Consider the following 21215-nt stretch of genomic DNA (forward strand, 5'->3'; position numbering starts at 1 on the left):
CTTATTTAGACTTTGTAGTTTTCTTAGCAGGAGCTTTCTTCGCTGTAGTCTTTTTTACGGCAGCCTTCTTTTCTGTCGATTTTGCTTTGTTCCCTTTCCCTTTCGGTGCATCCGCTTCAGCCCATTGCAGCACATCGGCATAGGTGATTTTTTCAATCTCTATTCCTTTAGGAATTTTCAGATTTTGCTTGCCAAAACGAATAAATGGTCCCCAGCGTCCCTGCTCGATCTGAGCATCCGGATTTTCATCAAAAACCCGAATAACTTTCTCGATATCTTTTTGACGTTTGTCTTTGATAATCTGTATGGCCTCTTCTTCTGTTACATCCAAAGGATCGATACCTTTTGGTAACGAATAAAAGGCTGAATTGTGACGGATATAAGGTCCAAATCGTCCCACAGCAACCGTCATTTCCTTGTCTTCAAATAAACCGACTTTTTTCGGTAATTTGAACAGTTCCATGGCATCTTCAAAAGTAATGGTTTCGATCATCTGTCCCTTCCGCAAAGAGGCGAAACGTGGTTTTTCCTCGTCGTCAGGGGAACCAATCTGTACCAGCGGACCGAACTTACCAATACGCACCGAAACTGGCTTACCGGAAACCGGATCAACACCAAGCTCACGCTCGTTATTTGCGCGATCAGCATTTACCAAAGTATCTTCAACTTCAGAATGAAATGGGCCATAGAAATCGTGCAGCATTTTTGTCCATTCGGTCAATCCATGTGCGATATCATCAAACTCTTTTTCCACGTTAGCGGTAAAATGAAAATCCACAATACCGTTGAAATGTTCAACCAAAAAATCATTCACCACAACACCGATATCCGTTGGAAACATTTTTCCTTTCTCGGCACCAGTGATTTCGGTTTTTGTTACCGCTGTTAATTCCGCATCCTTTAATGTCAGCACACGGTAATCGCGCGATTTACCTTCACGCTCTTCCTTTATAACATAACCGCGGTTTTGAATCGTTGAAATTGTAGGTGCGTAGGTTGAAGGTCGGCCAATTCCCAGTTCCTCCAATTTTTTCACCAAAGCCGCTTCCGTATAACGTGCCGGAGGTCGAGTAAAACGCTCCGTTGCCGACATATTTTTCAAAGTCAATGGCATACCAACGGCTAATGGCGGAAGAATAGCATTGTCACTATCTTCGTCCATCGCATTGTCTTGATCGTCATCCAAGGATTCCATGTAAACTTTCAAGAATCCATCAAACTTCATAACCTCTCCCGAAGCATTCAAATCTTCGGTGCGGGTGGAGATGTCGATCTTTGCCAATGTACGTTCAAATTCCGCCTCACTCATTTGGGACGCAATTGCTCTTTTCCAAATAAGCTCGTATAATCTTTTTTCGGATGCATCACCGTCAATGGTGTGCTCAGAGAAATAAGTAGGACGAATAGCTTCGTGCGCCTCTTGTGCACCCGATGTTTTTGTTTTATATTTTCTGACCTTATGGTACTGGTTACCATAAGCCGATTTGATTTCCTTTTCAGCAGCTTCAATTGCCGTATCACTCAAGTTAACAGAATCGGTACGCATATAAGTGATTCGTCCGGATTCATACAGTCTTTGAGCAACCTGCATGGTGCGGGCAACCGAAAACCCAAGTTTTCTACTTGCTTCCTGCTGTAATGTTGATGTTGTAAATGGTGCCGCTGGTGAACGTTTTGCAGGTTTTGTTTCCAGGTTTTTTACAGAAAACAGCGCTGCTTTACAATCTTCCAAAAATTTGGTCGCCTCTGCTTCTGTTGCAAAACGCTGCGGAAGCTCAGCCTTGAAACTATCTTTAACTTTTCCCGTATGGAAAAAAGCAACGATCTTAAAAGCCGCTTCGGGTTCAAATTTATTGATTTCACGCTCGCGATCTACAATCAAACGAACTGCAACAGATTGCACTCGCCCAGCAGATAAGGAAGGTTTCACCTTTTTCCATAGAACCGGCGATAATTCAAAACCGACCAATCGATCCAATACCCTTCGCGCCTGTTGGGCGTTCACGAGGTTATAATCTATTTTACGCGGATTGTCAATAGCCTTTAGAATAGCAGGCTTTGTAATCTCGTGAAACACAATTCTTTTTGTGCTTTCATCTTTTAATCCCAAAGTCTCAAATAAGTGCCATGAAATAGCCTCTCCTTCGCGGTCCTCATCGGACGCTAACCAAACGGTTTCTGCAGCTTTAGCCAATTTCTTCAGTTCACTGACAACCGCCTTTTTATCGGAGGGAACTTCATACTTTTGTTCGAAATTCTTTTCGGTATCAATTGCATCATCGGTTTTCACCAAGTCGCGAATATGTCCATAACTTGACTTGACCAAAAAATCCTTTCCTAAATATCCTTCTATCGTTTTCGCTTTCGCTGGAGACTCAACTATCAATAAATTTTTCGCCATCTAATTTGAGATTTGTGCAAATAAAGGGAATTCTGAAAGGAATGACAATAATTTCTTGCAAAAAAGACAAAAAAAATAGATTTCATGTCGTTAATTAAGAAATTTATCTATTGACAAAGGACCGAATAACGGAGTTGAGTTCAGCACATAGGAGCAACGAACGGAGATCAAATAGGAATCAACTTCCTGTTTTATACAGTGCTTGTTCAGTGATCGTTCAGTGCTTGCTCAGTTCGGATTGAAGAATAACTGAATGATCACTGTCTAAAAATTGATTAAAAATTGAGACTAGTGATAACTTGATACGAAGATGTACCATTTCGTCAGACCACCTTCACGCTAGAATAAAAATGAGTGCCCATTCAAAAATCGTACGTTGGTAAATTTCTTAGCAAACATTTTGGCGGTAATAACCATTTAAAGTTTTTCTTCAAACGAGCTCGGCTTAGAAGTAAAATATATATATGTATATTCGCCTATTCAAAAGGGCAATATATTAAAACTCCCCTATTTTGTTTAAATATTTTAATAATGAAAAGAAGTCTTCTCAGAATTGCCTTTTGGGGCACGTTATTACCATTTGTATCTTGTTCAGTTATGAAAGATTCAGCAAAGTCAAATTCAGACAATTTCCCTAAACTTAGTCTGGAAGCACATCGCGGTGGTCGCGGCCTATATCCTGAAGAGTCTATCGCGGCCATGAAAAATGCAATAGATCTCACAAAGGTGACCACACTGGAAATGGATTGCCACATTACCAAAGACCGTAAGGTTGTTGTCTTTCACGACGATTATCTTAACCCAAAATTTGTATTGAAACCCAATGGCGCCGAAATTTCTGACAAAGATAAACCGCTGAGAATTTATGATATGCTTTATAAAGATCTGATTAAATACGATATCGGATCGAAATTTTATAAAGAGTTTCCTGAACAGAAAAAACAGGTTACACGTATAGCAAAACTATCAGACCTTATTGATAGTACTGAAGCCTACGCAAGTGTAAAAAGGAAAGCCCCGATGTTTTATAATATCGAGGTGAAGAGTAAGGAAGATAAAGATGGTATTTTCCATCCAAGGGTAGAAGAATTTGTGGACCTTATGGTGCAGGTAATCACCGATAAGAAAATTGCTTCACGAACCGTCATCCAATCTTTCGACAGTAGAGCTATAAAATATCTACACAAAGCGTATCCTCAAATCAAAGTTTCCTATCTTATTGATGCAAACTATACTAAAAGTGTGGGGCAAACAATTACAGATTTAGGTTTTACACCTTTTATTATAAGTCCACACTATAAGATAGCTACGCGCGATTTTATAACGCAGTGTCATAAAGCGGAAATCAAGGTTATTCCGTGGACAGTCAATACAAAAGACGAGATAGAGCAGCTGAAGGCCGTAAAGGTTGATGGAATTATAAGCGACTACCCCAATCTGTTTTAACGAACAGATTGCTTGTTTCACTTAAAATAAATAAATAAATAAGTTCCAGAGCATCTCAATGTCGGGAGAAACCAAGTCAAAGCAAAGCAGTTCGCTGATAGCTCGCAACTACTTTGTTTTGGTTTTGTTTTTTAATGCTTTGTCAATATATTCTCGACCCTTTTGAACCAAAAATTCAGAGCGGTGATAATCCCAAAGGTTACAGATATTATAAGGGATATCCACCACCACATCGGGATGGTATAAATCAACAATCAGGCGGCTCATTTTCCTGCGCATCACATAGTATGAGGCTTGCAGAATATCTAACGAATTCGAAGTCTTTGTATCCAACTTTTTGATAACAGAATATTGTTTATCCGGTTTAGATTCCAGATTAACCGCTATGATCAGGTTCTCTTTTTTGGTGACATGATTTATGGGCAATGGATTCAGTACCCCGCCATCAACATAGACATGGTTATCTTCTTCCACAGCTGTAAACACAGCGGGAATGGCAATCGAAGCCCGAATCGCATCATACATACTTCCAAAATCCAGCACAACCTCCTTTTCGTAATTTAGATCTGTTGCAACGGCTTTAAATAAAATTGGGAAAGTCTCTATATTCGCATCAGGAATCACAGATTTTAAGGCGTTAAACACCTTGATTCCCTTCATCATCCCCAGTCCCTTCCAACTAAAATCCATCATATTAAAGACCGATTTCTTCGTCAGGCGTTGCATCCAATCTTCCAGAACGTCCATCTTTCCCTGTGCATAAATACCACCGACAAGTGCTCCTATTGAACAACCTACCACCTCATCGATTTCAAAGCCAAGCTCTTCAAGCCGTCGAATAATACCAATATGAACAAGACCTCTTGCACCACCTCCGCCTAGGACAAGAGTGACTTTACGATTCAAAAAAGATTTCTCCAACATAGTTATACAAGTACATGAGACACTTGTTTACATCTAAGATACAATGCAAACAGATAATCATCGTTATTATATGTATTTTTGATTACAATATACGCAGTAAAAAAAGAAATATGAAAATAGAAATTTGGTCGGACATCATTTGTCCATTTTGTTATATTGGTCTGACAAAGCTTGAAATGGCACTTCAGGAATCCACAAGTAAGCCTACCGCTGAAATTATCTGGAAATCGTATCAGCTTAACCCCGATTATCCCGAAGATGCTTCGGCAATGCCAACCTACGATTACCTCGTTCAAACGAAAGGCATGAGCTTGGACGATGTCATTGCGATGACTTCACAGCTCAGTGCCCAGGGAAAAGAGCTGGGAATCGACCTGAATTTTGAGAAAGCAATCGTTGTAAATACAAAAAAAGCACATCGTCTGATCCATTACGCCCAGGTACAGCAAAAAGGTACTCAAATCAAGAAAGCTTTATTAAAAGCTCATTTTACCGATGGTCTCGATGTAAATAACAACGAGGTTCTCAGCACGATTGCAACGCAAGCGAATCTCTCGGCTCAGGAGGTAAAAAACATACTGGAATCAGATGAATTTGCTTATGATGTTGCGCAGGATATCCAAGAGGGAGTCAACTTAGGACTCCGAGGTGTTCCTTTCTTTGTATTTGACAGAAAATATGCTATCCCCGGAGCACAGCCCATGGAAGTCTTTCACAACACTATAAATGAATGCTTGGCCAGTCAACCTACTCCTCTCGAACGTAGAGGTGAAGAAGGGCCTTCATGTGATCCTGAAACAGGAAAATGTGAATAAAGAAAGAAAAAATTATTGTTTAATTTTACTATTTTCGCAAGCTTATAACGACAAACAAATTTGGTATAAATGCAGTTAACCAAACTAGAAATTAAAGGATTTAAGAGTTTCGGAGACAAGATCACGATCAACTTCAATGATGGTGTCACAGCGATTGTCGGCCCCAATGGATGTGGGAAGTCCAATGTGGTTGACGCCATACGTTGGGTACTGGGAGAACAGAGCACAAAGATGCTTCGCTCCGATAAAATGGAAAATATTATCTTCAATGGAACGAAAAACAGAAAGCCGGCAAACCTTGCGGAGGTTTCGCTGACCTTCAACAACAACAATAATATTTTGCCGACGGAATTCTCGACAGTGACCGTCACCCGTAAGCTTTTTCGCAATGGCGATAGTGAATATCGATTGAATGATGTCAAATGTCGTTTAAAAGATATTACGGATCTGTTCCTAGATACCGGAGTTGGTGCAGACAGTTATTCGATCATCGAATTGAAAATGATTGATGAAATCATCAACAATAAAGATAATTCACGTCGCAACCTCTTTGAAGAAGCATCGGGAATCTCAAAGTATAAAGTTCGTAAAAAACAAACTTTAGCAAAGCTGCGAGATACCGAGGCCGATCTCAGCCGTGTAGATGACTTGCTTTACGAAATCACAAAGAACCTCAAATCATTAGAAAATCAAGCTAAAAAAGCCGAAAAATACACCTCACTTAAAGCAGAATATCGTCAGAGCAGTATAGATTTGGCTTATTATAAAATTTCAGATTTCTCTACCGAATTAGAAAGACTTCAAACGCAGGAATCCAAGGTTCAGAAAGATGCTGTCAATGCACAGCAAAATATCCTGAACGCTGAAACTGAACTCCAAACACTCCGGCAAACAAATTTGGAACAGGAAAAGAACCTTTCGGTACAGCAAAAAACAACACAGGAATTTATAAACAAAATCCGCGGTTATGAATCGGAAAAGAAGATCAAAAACGAAAAAGTAAAAAATCTTCAAGATAAAGAAAACCGGCTGAACCTGGATATTAACAGCGATAAACAACAGCTTAATCACGTACTCTACACCATCAAACGACTGAATGAGGAATTGTTTGATGAGCAAAATAAACTTGATTCGTTAAAATCGAATCTTGAATCGGATAAATCCGAAGTCGACGAACTCAGAGGACAGCAGCAGTCTGCGAAGGGAAAACTTGATATTTTTAATAAAAGCAATGCTGAATTACAGGCGAAAATCTACAAATTAGAAAAAGACCTTGCCGTATTCACCATTCAGAAAGAAGCCCTCCTGCAAGAATCTGTTCGCAATAGTGTAGATACAGAAGCAAAAGAAGCCGAATTACAGCAGTTCAATTCTGCTGTTATGGAATTGGAAGGTCGTGTGGAAGCACAGCAGCTGCAATACGATTCGGCAAATCAGCTAGAAGAAGAGCTCCAAGGACAGATTAGCCAGTGCCAGGCTAACCTAGAGGAATTTAAGGCCCAGCTTGCCAAAGATCTTCGTCTGGTAGATGCCAAACAAAACGAATACAACCTCACGAAATCCCTTGTTGATAATTTAGAAGGTTTCCCCGATTCCATTCGGTTCCTCAAGAAAAATGCAGGATGGAAAAAGCAGCCCCCGCTCCTATCTGATGTTCTGTTTTGTCAAGAAGATTACCGCGTGGCAATTGAGAACTATCTAGAGCCTATTATGAACCACTATGTTGTCGAAACACAACAAGATGCTGTTCAGGCGATTCAACTATTGAGCGATGCAGCAAAAGGAAGAGCCAATTTCTTTGTTTTAGATGCCCTAGTGGATTCGCCAAGCGCTGCCCCTGCACCGAATGACAATTTGATGTCTGCGTTGGATGTGATTACCGTAGACGAAAAATACAAGGCTTTATGTACGATGCTGCTCCAGCAGGTCTTCATCCTTAAACATGAAAATGAAAAGGAACTGGATGAAAAACTACCTGCCGTGGGACAGGTGATTCTGCAAAAAAATGGACGTTACTCGAAACATCATTTGGGTCTTTCGGGTGGTTCTGTGGGATTATTTGAAGGTAAACGTATCGGAAGAGCAAAGAACCTAGAGGTACTATCCCAAGAGATCAAAACCTTAAATCAGGAAATAGCAAAACTTGAAGATAAAATAACGGCCGAAACAGCTCGCCTGGATACGCTACGCGGCAATTCACAGAAAGAGTTAATCGATGAGTTGCGTTTTCAGCTCAATAGACTGAATAATGAATTAATTACCGTCAAAACAAAGCAAGAGCAATATCAAGCCTTCATCAATAATTCCCAGGCGCGTAAAAAAGATATTCAGGAGAAAATTGAAGGTATAGAATCAGATTTAAAGATTGCCGAGCCACAGCTTCAGGAACTGCGCCTAGAAAAAGAACAGAGTATCGTCGAATTATCGACTTTACAAGATCAGTTCCATGAAATATCTGAAATACTTAACGAAAAATCGACCGCATACAATCAAGAGAATATCGCTTACCACCAACAGTTAAACAAAGTTTCCAATATCACAAAAGATCTCGAATTTAGAGAGACGCAGAAAGATGATCACGAAATCCGTGTTGAGCGAAACAGTGCAGAATTAGTTGAGGTACAGGAAGCGTTAAGAACAACAATTCCATTTGAAGATGAGGAAGATCAGGATCTTATTGCTATGTATGAGCAGAAGATTGCCTTGGAAGATGGTCTCAAAGAACTGGAAGATAGCTACTATGCAGATAAGCAGAAAATCAATAATCTCGAAAATGCCCTCACACAGCAGCGTCGTTCAAAAGAACAGAGTGACTTTCTTGTTTCAGAGATTAAAGATAAAAAAACGGGCCTTCAGATCGATCTCAATGCCTTAAAAGAACGTCTTTCTGTTGAATTCAACATTGAGCTGAAGGACCTTATTGACCGTGAAGATGTGCCTGAGATCACAGAAGATCAAGCGACGTTGGCTACGAAATGCAGTAAACTCAAGAAACAGCTTGATGAATTTGGAACAATAAATCTGATGGCAAAAGAGGCTTTCGACGAGATGAACGAACGCTATGATTTTATTAACAAAGAGAAAGCTGATTTAATCGAAGCAAAAGGCTCATTGATGGCAACAATTAAAGAAATTGACGATACTGCTCAAGTTCAGTTTATGTTTACATTCGACGCCGTAAGGAACAACTTCGTTAAAGTATTCCGTTCGCTATTTAACGAAGAAGACAGCTGCGACCTTGTGCTCACAGACCCGAGCAATCCGTTGGATTCAGATATCGACATTATTGCAAGGCCGAAAGGGAAAAGACCGTTGTCTATCAATCAGCTTTCGGGCGGTGAAAAGACCCTAACTTCAACAGCCTTGTTATTCTCACTTTATCTTTCCAAACCCGCACCATTTTGTATATTCGATGAGGTGGATGCACCTTTGGATGATACCAATATTGATAAATTCAATAATATTATCCGGGATTTCTCCAAGAATTCACAATTTATCGTGGTCTCACACAATAAAAAAACAATAGCAAGTACAGATATCATCTATGGAGTAACCATGGTTGAACAAGGTGTATCCCGTGTAGTTGCAGTAGATCTAAGAGAAGTTGCATAGTGTGCAACAACATACACGATAAAATAAGACGGACTCAAGGGATGCACACCCAGTCCGTCTTATTTATGCAGATCAATTTAAATTTCTCCCGCCTTAATCAGATTCTTTGCTAAACCAAGCAGCGAATTGCCATAAGTTTATTTTCTGTTGCAATACACGCATCAGTTTTTGCTTAGCTAATTTCTAGTGTAAATATGCGGCGGATCAAAATGCTAAATATCGACTCAAGTCAAAAAAACAGCCTGCATGTAGAAAAAGGAAGCTGAAAAATAGAAAGCCCAGAGTGGGGAACTCTGAGCTTTCGTTAGCCATATATTAACCTATTTTATGAAAAGTATTTGTAATGAAAACGCCACTTTTTTGAATTAATTATAACAATAGCACCCATTTAACATTTTTTAACATTTAGAAGAAGTTATCGATCTAACTCATTTCAAAGGGGCAGAACCATCATTTTCGTGCTGTTCTCAGAGATACCTCATTCCTATACACACAAAAAAGCTCGAAGTGGGGAACTCCGAGCTAACCTAACCAATTATTAACCTAAATTTATGAAAAGTCTAATTTATGCAAACAGCCTCTTTTGCTGTTCTGAATATTAAACGTAAGCCAGGCGTTTATTATTACAAAGTCCGTAAGAATTTATAGGAGATTTGACATTTTTTAACAATTCAATAAGTAACTTTAGGAAAGCGAACCTATAAATAAATATCATATGGCAGAATACGATTTAAATGAACTTCAGAAGATCTACGAAAACAAAGATGTTTTAAACTACCTGGAACAGCATGGCATTCTGGAAATAAAAAAATTCAATGATGTTTACGATTATGAAAAGGAGCTTTACGAGCTACAGGTCAAGCTCTTAAAGCTTCAATATGAAATCATTGAAAAAGGAAAACGGGTTCTTATTATTTTTGAAGGTAGGGACGCTGCGGGTAAAGGTGGTACAATTGGCCGTGTAACCCAATACCTAAATCCTAAAAAGGTACGCGTTGTTGCATTGCCTAAACCAACCGAAGAGGAAGCCGGACAATGGTATTTTCAACGATATATTAAACAGCTCCCCAATGCTGGGGAAATTGTGATTTTTGACCGTAGCTGGTATAACAGAGCTGTTGTTGAGCCTGTATTTGGATTTTGCTCTAAGGAACAGCACCAGTTGTTTATGAGTCAGGTACCTGAATTTGAAAAGCAGTTAATCGACGACGGCATCATCCTTATCAAATTATTCCTCAACATCAGCAAAGAAGAGCAGGCCCAAAGATTAAATGAGCGGAAAGAGGATATCCTAAAACAATGGAAAATTGGCGTCCTCGACCAGCAGGCGCAGGAGAAATGGGATGTTTATACAGGCTATATTGAGGATTTATTTAAAAAGACAAGCAGCAAAAAATCGCCTTGGCTAGAGATTACGAAAGATAACAAGAAAAAGGCTCGCCTAGCGTCCTTCAAACTGATTATCAATGCGCTCGTTGGAAGTGAGCAGGAGAAAATAGAATCTTTCGTCACAAAACACGATTGAAAATCTATCGATTAGCTAAGGTATTAATTATAAACAAACAGGAGGAAAAGTATTTCCTCCTGTTTGTTTTGTGTAAGAGCGAATTAAGAAACCAGAACCGTGGATTCTATTTTAGGCCCTGCAGCAAGCACTGAGGATGGCATTTCGTTATTGAACTTTTCAAAATTCGAAATAAACAGCTTCGCCAATCGTTGCGCCTGCATATCATAAGCCTCGTCATTGTTCCATAAGCCGCGCGCATCTAAAATTTGTGCTGGAACATGCTCTCCACAGCTCGTAGGATATTCCAGTCCAAAAATTTCGTGTTTATTGAAGTGAGATTCCAGCAATGAACCATCCATGGCTGCACGAATTAAGGATCGCGTATAATTTAGCTTAATACGTCTGCCAATTCCATAAGGACCAGCAATCCAGCCTGTATTCACTAACCAAACTTTGATATTACGATTTTTCTCTAGCTTTGAACGTAGCAAGGTAGCATACTTTGCCGGATGAAGCGGCAAAAATGCCTGTCCAAAACAGGTTGAAAATGCGGCTGTAGGCTCCTTTACCCCTACCTCCGTACCGGCAACCTTTGCTGTATAACCACTGACAAAATGATATACCGCCTGATCGATTGTCAACAATGAAATGGGAGGAAGAACTCCAAACGCATCTGCTGTCAGGAAAAAAATATTTTCGGGTTCACGGCCAATTCCACTCATTTCGGCATTTTCCATGAAATCTATTGGATAGGATACGCGGGTATTCTCCGTCTTGCTAATATCGTTGTAGTCAGGTCGATCAAATTCATCCAAAACAACATTTTCTAGCAGAGCCCCAAATCGAATCGCGTGAAAGATTTCAGGCTCTTTGTCTTCCGACAAACCTACACATTTGGCATAGCAGCCACCTTCGAAATTGAATATTCCTTTTTCGCTCCATCCATGCTCGTCATCACCGATCAACTTTCTATTTCTATCAGCTGACAAGGTGGTTTTACCTGTACCCGAAAGCCCAAAAAACAAAGCTGTTTCCCCTTCTTTCGAAGTATTCGCCGAGCAGTGCATAGAAAGAACATTATGCTGGAATGGCAAAATAAAGTTTAATATGGAAAAAATGCTCTTTTTAATCTCTCCTGTATAACCAGTCCCTGCAATTAGTACTATCTTTTTTGTAAAATCAATCGCGACAAAATTTTCGTTGATAATGCCATATTGTTGCGGTTCTTCGATAAGCAGTGTCGGAGCGGCTAAAATCGACCAAGCTGGCTGCCCATCCGGATTTGGTTCGGGCCGTAGAAACAGATTATTGGCAAATATACTTTGATAAGCTGTTTCCGTAACAACACGTAAATCTATTTGATAAGCTGGATCAGCCCCTGCAGCACAATCCCTTACATAGATGATTTTATCACTTAAGTGTGCCGCAACTTTCGAAAATAGAACTTCAAAATTAGCTGGAGACATCCGCTGATTGATTTCTCCCCACCAGACGCTATCTTTTGTTAAAGAATCTTCGACCAGAAACCGATCTTTTGGGGATCTTCCAGTAAATTTTCCAGTATCAGCAGCGAGTGCTCCCGTATCAGAAAGTCGACCTTCATGATTTACTAAGGCATGTTCGACCAATTCAGAAACAGGCAATTGATAAAATACATTTTTTGTACTATCAATTTTCAAATATTTCAAATCAGGCGCGTTTCCAATGTTACCCTTTTTCATATTTTTTGTTTGTTTTAAAATGTGCCCAAATTTAAAGGCATTTTTCGCTAAAAACAAAACTTAATCACCTAAAAATCAAGCTTATTGTACAAAAAACACAAAAACAAAACACTCATTAACAATAACTTATAGAGATAAAAAAAATTTAATTTTTTAGCATATTTTTTTAGCACCTCAATTTATCCTTATCAAAAAATATCACATATTTTTCGTAAATTGTTCCAACCTTTACAAATATTAATAAGGTAAAAAACAGACCGTGTAACGTTCACCAACCAGTGATCGTTGAAAGAGACAACAATGTCCAAGCAGACGGGCTAACATCAATAAAAAATGGAGCGATGAAGTAATTACGGTTGCAGCAAAGACAAGGAGGAGCACATAGCGACTTTATACGCAATCCGAGAATGGAATGCTTGTGCTTAAATAAACTGGATATTCCATATAACCATTAAAAGACATATAATCTGCGAATGAAATTACATGCTATAGAAACTGGATTTTTTAAACTCGACGGCGGCGCAATGTTTGGTGTTGTTCCCAAGAGTATCTGGAACAAAACAAACCCTGCCGATTCAAACAATATGTGTACCTGGGGAAACCGCCTGCTCCTCATCGAGGACAGCAAGCGATTAATGCTGGTTGATACAGGACTGGGAGACAAACAAAATGAAAAATTCTTCAGCTATTATTATCTTCATGGAGATGCAACGCTGGATAAATCATTAAAAAATATTGGATTTGCCAGAAACGATATCACTGATGTCATCCTTACACACCTGCATTTCGACCATTGTGGTGGCGCTATCGTCCGCGAAGGTGAGCAACTCGTTCCGGCCTTTAAAAATGCTCATTTTTGGAGCAATAGTGACCATTGGTCTTGGGCTACCGACCCTAACCCGCGCGAAAAAGCTTCTTTTCTAAAAGAGAACATTTTACCGATACAAGAGAGCGGACAATTAAAATTTGTCGAGGATCACCAAAATCCTTTTGGCAACAATATCGCTATCCGTTATGCACATGGACATACAGAAGCGATGATGTTGCCGCAGATACAGTATAAAGGAAAAACAATCCTCTATATGGCAGATTTATTGCCATCAGTGGGGCATATTCCTATTCCTTATGTTATGGGCTATGATGTCAGGCCCCTCGTGACCATGGAGGAACGCAATAGCTATTGGAATGAGATCGTCGATAATGAATACATCCTATTTTTCGAGCACGATCCCATACATGAATGCTGTACACTTCAACGTACTGAAAAAGGTATCCGGGTAAAGGACATTTTCAAACTGAGCGAGATTTAGCTTATCTGATCCAAGGAGATCAAAGAGGATATAAAAAAGGACAGACAAAAAAGGCTACTTTGAAAGTAGCCTTTTTTGTTTCATGTATATGTTTAGAATCTAAAGCCTAAAGCCCAATAGTTCTCAAAAAACCAGATCTGTTGGGATGCTTTGTCTACCCCTCTTCTTCCTGTTGTGCGAATATTGGTTAAATCAGTCCAGCCCGTTTTAAAATTCCCCTGAAGGTAGAGTCCTTTATAAAAACGGTAGTGCAAACCAACCTTTGCCGAAGCACCATATCCCGCAATGTTCCAAAAGTGGTTGGCCCCTTCGCCAAAAAGATGCACGTCGGAACGAGGAATCAATAAACCTACATCCACACCAGATTCCATTGTCAGCACCTGTTGACCTTTACGATTATTGATGATGTCATCATAACGCTCCAGACCTACTGAGGCAAAGTTATAACCATCTGTATGCTCAAATGTTAGCATAGCAGAGTCCACAGTGATCAATTCACCGTTATATTGCCCCGCGCGATTCCCTGTCGGAATACCTGGATTAGAAATCTCTTCCCCAATGAAACCTGAAATCTTTATTTGCTGTGGAATATCAACCACATATTTCATATGGTCCCATCCCAATGAAATTGAATAGTTATCCTTGATATAATAACCAAAGTGGAGATTAAATTGTGGAATAGTCAACCGGCTTGGATCAAAATAAGTTGAACCAAATTTAGTTGGCCTGTCACCCGCTTTTACATCGTGCAGTATAAAGTCATAATTGGGACCTTTAAAATGAATATCTGATTTCGCGTAAGAAGAGAAGTTGTACCCCCAAAAGAAGAAGAATTTGCCTTTGTTACTTTCTGTTCTCAAATTTTTCGGTTTGAAAATGCTTTTTCCTATCTCAGGATTTTCTTGGGCAAATAAGGCAGAAACACTTAATGCAAGCGCTCCAATCGTTAAAAATATTTTTCTCATATCGGTGCTAAAAACGTTGGGCAAAAGTACCGGCATTCTATTTTATAAGCAAATAAAATAAGTGAAAATTGGTAAAATATGACGAAGATCAAAGAAATGGCATTCCATTCAGAATACAAATCTTCATAACTTCTCAGGTACGGACAGTAATTTAAAGCGAACTGAAAATTCTTTCTGTCCAATAACATCAGACATTTTAGAAAAAAAGCTGCTTCCCTGGAATGGAAAGCAGCTTTTTCATTTTATTTCTAAAGAATTATTATCCTTGATTTTTGCGGATGATATTCAAAGCTCCACCAGCTTTGAACCACTCGATTTGTTGCGCATTGTACGTATGATTCGCCAAAATCTCCTCCGTTGTACCATCAGCATGATGTAACACAAGCGTTAATGGTTTACCTGGAGCAAATTCTGTTAGACCAATAATATCAATGGTATCATTCTCCTGAATCTTGTTATAATCGTCTTTGTTCGCAAACGTCAATCCCAACATTCCTTGTTTTTTAAGGTTTGTTTCGTGAATACGTGCAAACGACTTCACCAAAACAGCACGAACACCCAAATGACGAGGTTCCATTGCCGCATGCTCACGGGAAGAACCTTCACCGTAGTTTTCATCACCGACTACGATTGAACCCACACCGTGTGCTTTGTAATCCCGTTGCGTTGCAGGAACAGGACCGTACTCACCTGTCAATTGGTTTTTGACGTTATCTGTTTTCTCATTGAAGAAATTCACGGCACCGATCAACATGTTGTTTGAAATATTATCCAAGTGACCACGGTATTTCAACCAAGGACCAGCCATAGAAATATGGTCAGTAGTACATTTACCTTTCGCTTTAATCAATAATTTCAAACCTTTTAAATCAGTACCTTCCCAAGGAGTAAAGGGCTCCAACAATTGAAGACGGTCTGATGTTGGTGCCACATCAACCACGACGGAACTACCGTCAGCCGCTGGTGCCTGATACCCTGGATCATCTACCGCAAATCCCTTTGTTGGCAATTCGTCACCCACAGGTGGATCCAGCTTCACTTGCTCACCTTTATTATTGGTTAACGTATCAGTCACTGGATTAAAGCCCAAATTACCAGAAATCGCAATCGCAGCAACCAATTCTGGCGATGCAACAAATGCATATGTGTTCGGGTTACCATCAGCGCGTTTCGCAAAGTTACGGTTGAATGAATGGACGATCGTATTTTTCTCTTGTTTATCGGCACCTACACGATCCCACATACCGATACAAGGACCACATGCATTCGTAAAAATCGTCGCATTGAGGTCTTCAAAAGTTTTCAGCAAACCATCACGATCAGCCGTAAAACGTACTTGTTCCGAGCCTGGGTTAATTCCGAATTCAGCTTTTGTGATTAGTCCTTTATCCACAGCCTGTCTTGCAATAGAGGCCGCACGTGATAAATCTTCATAAGAAGAGTTTGTACACGAACCGATCAATCCCCATTCTACTTGCAAAGGCCAGCCATTCTTTTCAGCTTCTTCGCGCATGCGTGAAACTGGTGTATACAAATCTGGCGTAAAAGGACCATTTAGAGAAGGTTCCAGCTCAGATAGATTGATTTCTATTAACTGATCGAAATACTGCTCAGGATTAGCATAAACTTCCGCATCCGCTGTCAGATGTTCTTTAATTACATTTGCAGCATCCGCCACTTCGGCACGACCTGTAGCACGTAAATAACGCTCCATTGATTCGTCATAACCGAAAGTTGAAGTTGTCGCACCAATTTCAGCGCCCATGTTACAGATTGTTCCTTTTCCTGTACAAGATAGAGACTCCGCACCTTCGCCAAAATACTCAACGATAGCACCTGTTCCACCTTTCACAGTCAGGATACCTGCAACTTTCAAGATCACATCTTTTGCAGCGGCCCATCCGCTGAGCTTACCTGTTAATTTTACACCGATCAGCTTAGGAAACTTAAGCTCCCAAGGCAAACCCGCCATAACATCACAAGCATCAGCACCACCCACACCGATCGCAACCATACCTAAACCACCGGCATTCACCGTATGCGAGTCTGTACCGATCATCATACCGCCTGGAAAAGCATAGTTTTCCAAAACAACCTGGTGAATAATACCTGCTCCAGGTTTCCAGAAACCGATACCATACTTATTGGACACAGAACTCAAAAAGTTAAATACTTCAGAGCTTTCGTTTTTAGCTCGCGCTAAATCTTTGTCAGCCCCTTCTTTCGCCTGAATCAGGTGATCACAGTGTACAGTAGAAGGAACTGCCACCTTTGGACGCCCAGCTTGCATAAATTGCAATAATGCCATCTGTGCAGTTGCATCCTGCATAGCAACGCGATCTGGAGCAAAGTCGACGTAAGAAACGCCACGTTTGTAATCTTCAGTAGCATTGCCATCCCAAAGGTGGGCATACAAAATTTTCTCAGATAAAGTTAAAGGTTTGTTAACCACTTGACGAGCAGCAGCTATGCGCTCGTCATATTGGCTATAAACCTTTTTAATCATATCTATATCAAAAGCCATATCTCTCTAATTTATGTTGTTTAATTAAGTTTTTAACTCCTAATCACTAATTATTTTGTTGGAATAGGCGCAAACTTTGTTAAGTTAATGCCTTCAACAGCAGCTTTATATTCTTCAATATTAGGAATGCGGCCCAAGATCGCTGAAAGAACAACAACCGGTGTTGATGCTAATAAGGACTCTCCTTTTTTACCATCTCTGTCTTCAACAACACGTCCTTGGAATAAACGGGTTGAAGTGGCCATTACCGTGTCACCTTTAGCCGCTTTTTCCTGGTTACCCATACAAAGGTTACAACCTGGACGTTCCAAATACATAATATTCTCGTATTCAGTACGTGCCGTACTTTTTGGTAAAGCATCGCTAAATTCAAACCCAGAGTATTTTTGTAAGAATTCCCAATCGCCTTCCGCTTTCAACTCATCGATGATATTGTAAGTTGGAGCAGCAACGACCAAAGGGGCTTCAAACGTAACGACACCTTTTTGCTGTTCAATGTTTTTCAACATTTTCGACACGATTTTCAAATCGTCTTTGTGAACCATACAAGAACCAACGAAACCTAAATCTACCTTTTTGTTTCCACCGTAATAAGAAAGGTCGCGAATCGTATCGTGTGTATAACGTTTGGAAACGTCCGCATTATTCACATCTGGATCAGCAATCATCGGTTCTTCGATGATATCCAGATCAATAACAACTTCTGCATAATATTTTGCATTGGTATCTGGAGTTAAAGCAGGCTTAGCACCAGATTTAATTTCCTCAATACGTTTATTCGCCTTGTCAATTAAGCCCTGTAAAACATTGTTTTTGTTTTCCATGCCTTTATCGATCATAATCTGAATACGGTTTTTAGCGATCTCCAATGATTCGATCAACGTATTATCCTGCGAAATACAAATAGAAGCTTTCGCTTTCATTTCTGCAGTCCAGTCAGTAAAAGTAAATGCCTGATCGGCTAAAAGCGTTCCGATATGAACTTCAATAATTCTGCCTTGGAAAACGTTCTCGCCAGCAAATTGCTGCAGCATCTGTGCTTGTGTAGCATGAACCACATCACGGAAATCCATGTGTTCTTTCATACTGCCTTTAAATGTAACTTTTACCGATTCAGGGATTGGCATAGAAGCTTCACCTGTCGCTAAAGCTAGCGCCACCGTACCAGAGTCTGCACCAAAAGCCACACCTTTAGACATACGGGTATGTGAATCACCTCCGATGATGATCGCCCACTCATCAATGGTAATATCATTTAATACCTTATGAATAACGTCTGTCATTGAATGATATACACCTTGAGGGTCACGTGCTGTGATCAATCCAAAGTCATTCATAAATTTCATCAGTTTTGGAATATTCGCTTGTGCTTTTTTATCCCATACCGATGCTGTATGACAACCTGATTGATAAGCGCCATCTACTGTAGGTGAAATTACCGTAGCAGCCATTGCTTCTAACTCCTGCGCAGTCATCAAACCTGTTGTATCTTGCGACCCAACAATATTCACCTTAACACGAACGTCAGAACCAGCATGTAATACCTTACCTGGTGTTACACCAACTGCATTTTTATTGAAGATTTTCTCCACCGCAGTTAGACCTTGACCTTCAATTGTAATTTCTTTTGAAGGAGCAAATACCGCAGGCGCTTGAATACCTAAAGTTTCCGCTGCAAAAGTTTGGATTTTTTTACCAAAGACAATAGCATAAGAACCACCTGCTTTAATAAATTCCATTTTTTGAGGAGTCAAAGCTTTCGATATATCGATTAGCTCCTGCTCGCCATTATATAATTTTTTAGTCTTTGTATTGATCGTTAAAACAGTACCTGTAGCGACAGAATAAGCTTCTTCAAGAATCGGCTCATTTTTCTCATTACGGATTACGTTACCATTTTCATCCACTTTCTTCACCCAGTTTTTAAGATCTATACCGATACCTCCGGTTACATCTACTGTAGTCAAGAAAATTGGTGAGATACCATTCGTACCACCTACAATAGGTGCTATATTGACAAATGGAACATAAGGACTCGCTTGTTTACCTGTCCAAAGTGCTACGTTGTTTACACCTGACATACGAGATGAGCCTACCCCCATTGTACCTTTCTCAGCAATTAACATGACACTTTTACCAGGGTGTTGCGCCTGTAACTCAACGATCTGTTGCTGTGCTTCAGGTGTGATCATACATTTTCCATGTAATTCACGATCTGAACGCGAGTGAGCCTGGTTACCTGGCGACAATAAATCTGTCGAGATATCACCTTCACCAGCGATAAAAGTAATCACCTGAATTTCCTCAGCAACCTCAGGCAGTTTTGTGAAAAACTCTGCTTTTGCGTAGCTTTCTAAAATATCTTTTGCAACCTCATTGCCTTGTTCAAAAGCTTCTTTCAAACGAGCGGTATCCGCGTCATATAAGAAAACTTGTGTTTTAAGAACCTCAGCTGCCTGTTTTGCAATAGCTAGGTCTGTACCCAAAGCCAGGTCCAATAAAACCTTGATTGAAGGACCACCCTTCATATGTGACAACAATTCAAAAGCGAAATCAGGTGTAATTTCAGCAACAACTGATTCACCCAGAACAATTTCCTTCAGGAATTGTGCTTTAACACCCGCTGCAGGCGTAGTACCCGGCAACGTGTTGTAAATAAACAATCTTAAAGATTCAGCTCTATTTTCATTGTTTAAATCTTTAATCTGAGCAATTACTTCACTTAGTAATTCTGCTCCGTCAATAGGCTTAGGATGTAATCCTTGGCCTTCTCGTTCTACAACCTCTTGTACGTAATCGTTGTAAATACTCATAGATATCTATCTTTCTATTTTATGGGCAGCATAGAAACACATTGTCTTTCTAAACCACCATGTCTGTTATATAATTCAGCTAATGCACCATCCATCGGGTCTCCCTGACAAATCACAAATTAGCCCTTCCACTTTATGTTTTGAAGCTGATCTATTTGTCGTAAATCAACTTGCATGACTAATTACAAAAATAGTGAAAATCCAGCTTTAAACGCATGCATTCCATTTATTTAAATCAATTTGGAATTGTTCTAAACAGTACTTATGCAATCCTGCCATCTTTTTTTGAAATCCGCTATGCCGCCTCTATTTCTGTCATAAAAAAAGGTGATTTATATTATTAAATCACCTTTTCGTCTTATATACTTTCTACAGTTATATCAATGTCTTTTAATGCTTTCACAGTTTCTAGCGGATCTGTCGCGTTGAAGACAAATGAACCTGCCACCAGCACATCTGCTCCGGCTTTCAATAACTGTGCTGCATTCGCAGTCGTTACTCCCCCATCGATTTCAATCAACAGACCATCATTCACACCCTGCGCCATAGCTCTTAGTTCCTGCACTTTGGCATAGGTATTCGGAATAAATTTCTGACCACCGAATCCCGGATTAACAGACATGATACAGACCAAGTCTAAATCCGCCAGAACATCTTTCAAAAGTGCTACTGGCGTATGTGGATTCAAGGCAACACCAGCTTTACAGCCCAATTCCTTAATCGCAGCCAGTGTACGATGCAAATGTGTACAGGCCTCATAATGCACAGTAATAATCTCTGCACCAGAGTCTTTACATACCTGCAGATAACGGTCTGGATCAACAATCATCAAATGTACATCCAAAGGTTTAGTAGCATGTTTTGCAATAGCCTGCATAACTGGAAATCCAAAAGAGATATTGGGAACGAAAACACCGTCCATAATATCAATATGAAACCAATCTGCCTCACTATTGTTTACCATGATAATATCATCGTATAATTTCGCAAAGTCTGCCGCAAGAACGGATGGAGCAATTAGATGTGATTTTGTTGACATGTAGTATTTTTTTCGCAAAGATAACAAGTATTTTTTGTTCATCATAGCCTTTACCCGTTTTAATACCTACAAACGACAATTGGCAGAAGCTGCAAAAAATAAATTATAACTACATTTGTATATTAACATTATATCAAA

General features: G+C 39.8%; 12 protein-coding genes. 5 read left to right on the forward strand and 7 right to left on the reverse strand.

Features of this window, described 5'->3' with window-relative positions; genetic code table 11:
* Position 1: 1 nt before the first annotated feature.
* Positions 2-2401, reverse strand: coding sequence for a type I DNA topoisomerase (topA, locus tag B3C94_RS22775; protein WP_293908110.1), 2400 nt, complete (start codon positions 2399-2401; stop codon positions 2-4).
* Positions 2402-2932: 531 nt separating this feature from the next.
* Here topA and B3C94_RS22780 point away from each other — a divergent pair.
* Complete coding sequence (locus tag B3C94_RS22780; RefSeq protein ID WP_293908112.1) at positions 2933-3847, forward strand: glycerophosphodiester phosphodiesterase family protein; 915 nt, start codon at positions 2933-2935, stop codon at positions 3845-3847.
* A 108-nt stretch (positions 3848-3955) separates the two neighbouring features.
* Here the strand turns inward: B3C94_RS22780 and B3C94_RS22785 are convergent, their stop codons facing one another.
* Positions 3956-4771, reverse strand: coding sequence for a patatin-like phospholipase family protein (locus B3C94_RS22785; protein WP_293908114.1), 816 nt, complete (start codon positions 4769-4771; stop codon positions 3956-3958).
* A gap of 110 nt (positions 4772-4881) precedes the next feature.
* Here B3C94_RS22785 and B3C94_RS22790 point away from each other — a divergent pair, with 110 nt between their 5' ends.
* The 3 genes from B3C94_RS22790 (at position 4882) to ppk2 (ending at position 10723) form a co-directional block, all read left to right on the forward strand.
* Entirely contained in the window at positions 4882-5586 is a 705-nt protein-coding gene (locus tag B3C94_RS22790; protein ID WP_293908116.1) for a DsbA family oxidoreductase, read from the forward strand.
* A gap of 69 nt (positions 5587-5655) precedes the next feature.
* Positions 5656-9198 carry a chromosome segregation protein SMC gene (smc, locus tag B3C94_RS22795; RefSeq protein WP_293908118.1) on the forward strand — a complete coding sequence of 1181 codons (3543 nt, stop codon included), beginning with the start codon at positions 5656-5658 and terminating at the stop codon, positions 9196-9198.
* A 715-nt stretch (positions 9199-9913) separates the two neighbouring features.
* Complete coding sequence (gene ppk2, locus B3C94_RS22800; protein ID WP_293908120.1) at positions 9914-10723, forward strand: polyphosphate kinase 2; 810 nt, start codon at positions 9914-9916, stop codon at positions 10721-10723.
* Positions 10724-10806: 83 nt separating this feature from the next.
* Here ppk2 and pckA read toward each other — a convergent pair whose 3' ends face one another.
* Entirely contained in the window at positions 10807-12426 is a 1620-nt protein-coding gene (pckA, locus tag B3C94_RS22805) for a phosphoenolpyruvate carboxykinase (ATP) (protein ID WP_293908122.1), read from the reverse strand.
* 473 nt (positions 12427-12899) lie between these two features.
* Here pckA and B3C94_RS22810 point away from each other — a divergent pair, with 473 nt between their 5' ends.
* Positions 12900-13736: an MBL fold metallo-hydrolase gene (locus B3C94_RS22810; protein ID WP_293908124.1), complete on the forward strand. Its 837-nt coding sequence runs from the start codon at positions 12900-12902 to the stop codon at positions 13734-13736.
* A gap of 92 nt (positions 13737-13828) precedes the next feature.
* Here the strand turns inward: B3C94_RS22810 and B3C94_RS22815 are convergent, their stop codons facing one another.
* The 4 genes from B3C94_RS22815 to rpe all read right to left on the reverse strand — a co-directional run bounded on the left by B3C94_RS22815 (position 13829) and on the right by rpe (position 21077).
* Positions 13829-14701: a hypothetical protein gene (locus tag B3C94_RS22815; RefSeq protein ID WP_293908126.1), complete on the reverse strand. Its 873-nt coding sequence runs from the start codon at positions 14699-14701 to the stop codon at positions 13829-13831.
* Positions 14702-14960: 259 nt separating this feature from the next.
* On the reverse strand, positions 14961-17225 hold the full coding sequence (locus tag B3C94_RS22820) for an aconitate hydratase (RefSeq protein ID WP_293908128.1): 2265 nt from the start codon (positions 17223-17225) through the stop codon (positions 14961-14963).
* Positions 17226-17275: 50 nt separating this feature from the next.
* On the reverse strand, positions 17276-20038 hold the full coding sequence (locus B3C94_RS22825; protein ID WP_293908130.1) for a bifunctional aconitate hydratase 2/2-methylisocitrate dehydratase: 2763 nt from the start codon (positions 20036-20038) through the stop codon (positions 17276-17278).
* Between the two features lie 358 nt (positions 20039-20396).
* Positions 20397-21077 (reverse strand): ribulose-phosphate 3-epimerase, encoded by a 681-nt coding sequence (gene rpe, locus B3C94_RS22830; RefSeq protein WP_293908132.1) that lies wholly within the window; start codon positions 21075-21077, stop codon positions 20397-20399.
* Positions 21078-21215: the final 138 nt, after the last annotated feature.

This window comes from Sphingobacterium sp. UBA5670 (genome assembly GCF_002420705.1).
Taxonomy (GTDB): domain Bacteria; phylum Bacteroidota; class Bacteroidia; order Sphingobacteriales; family Sphingobacteriaceae; genus Sphingobacterium.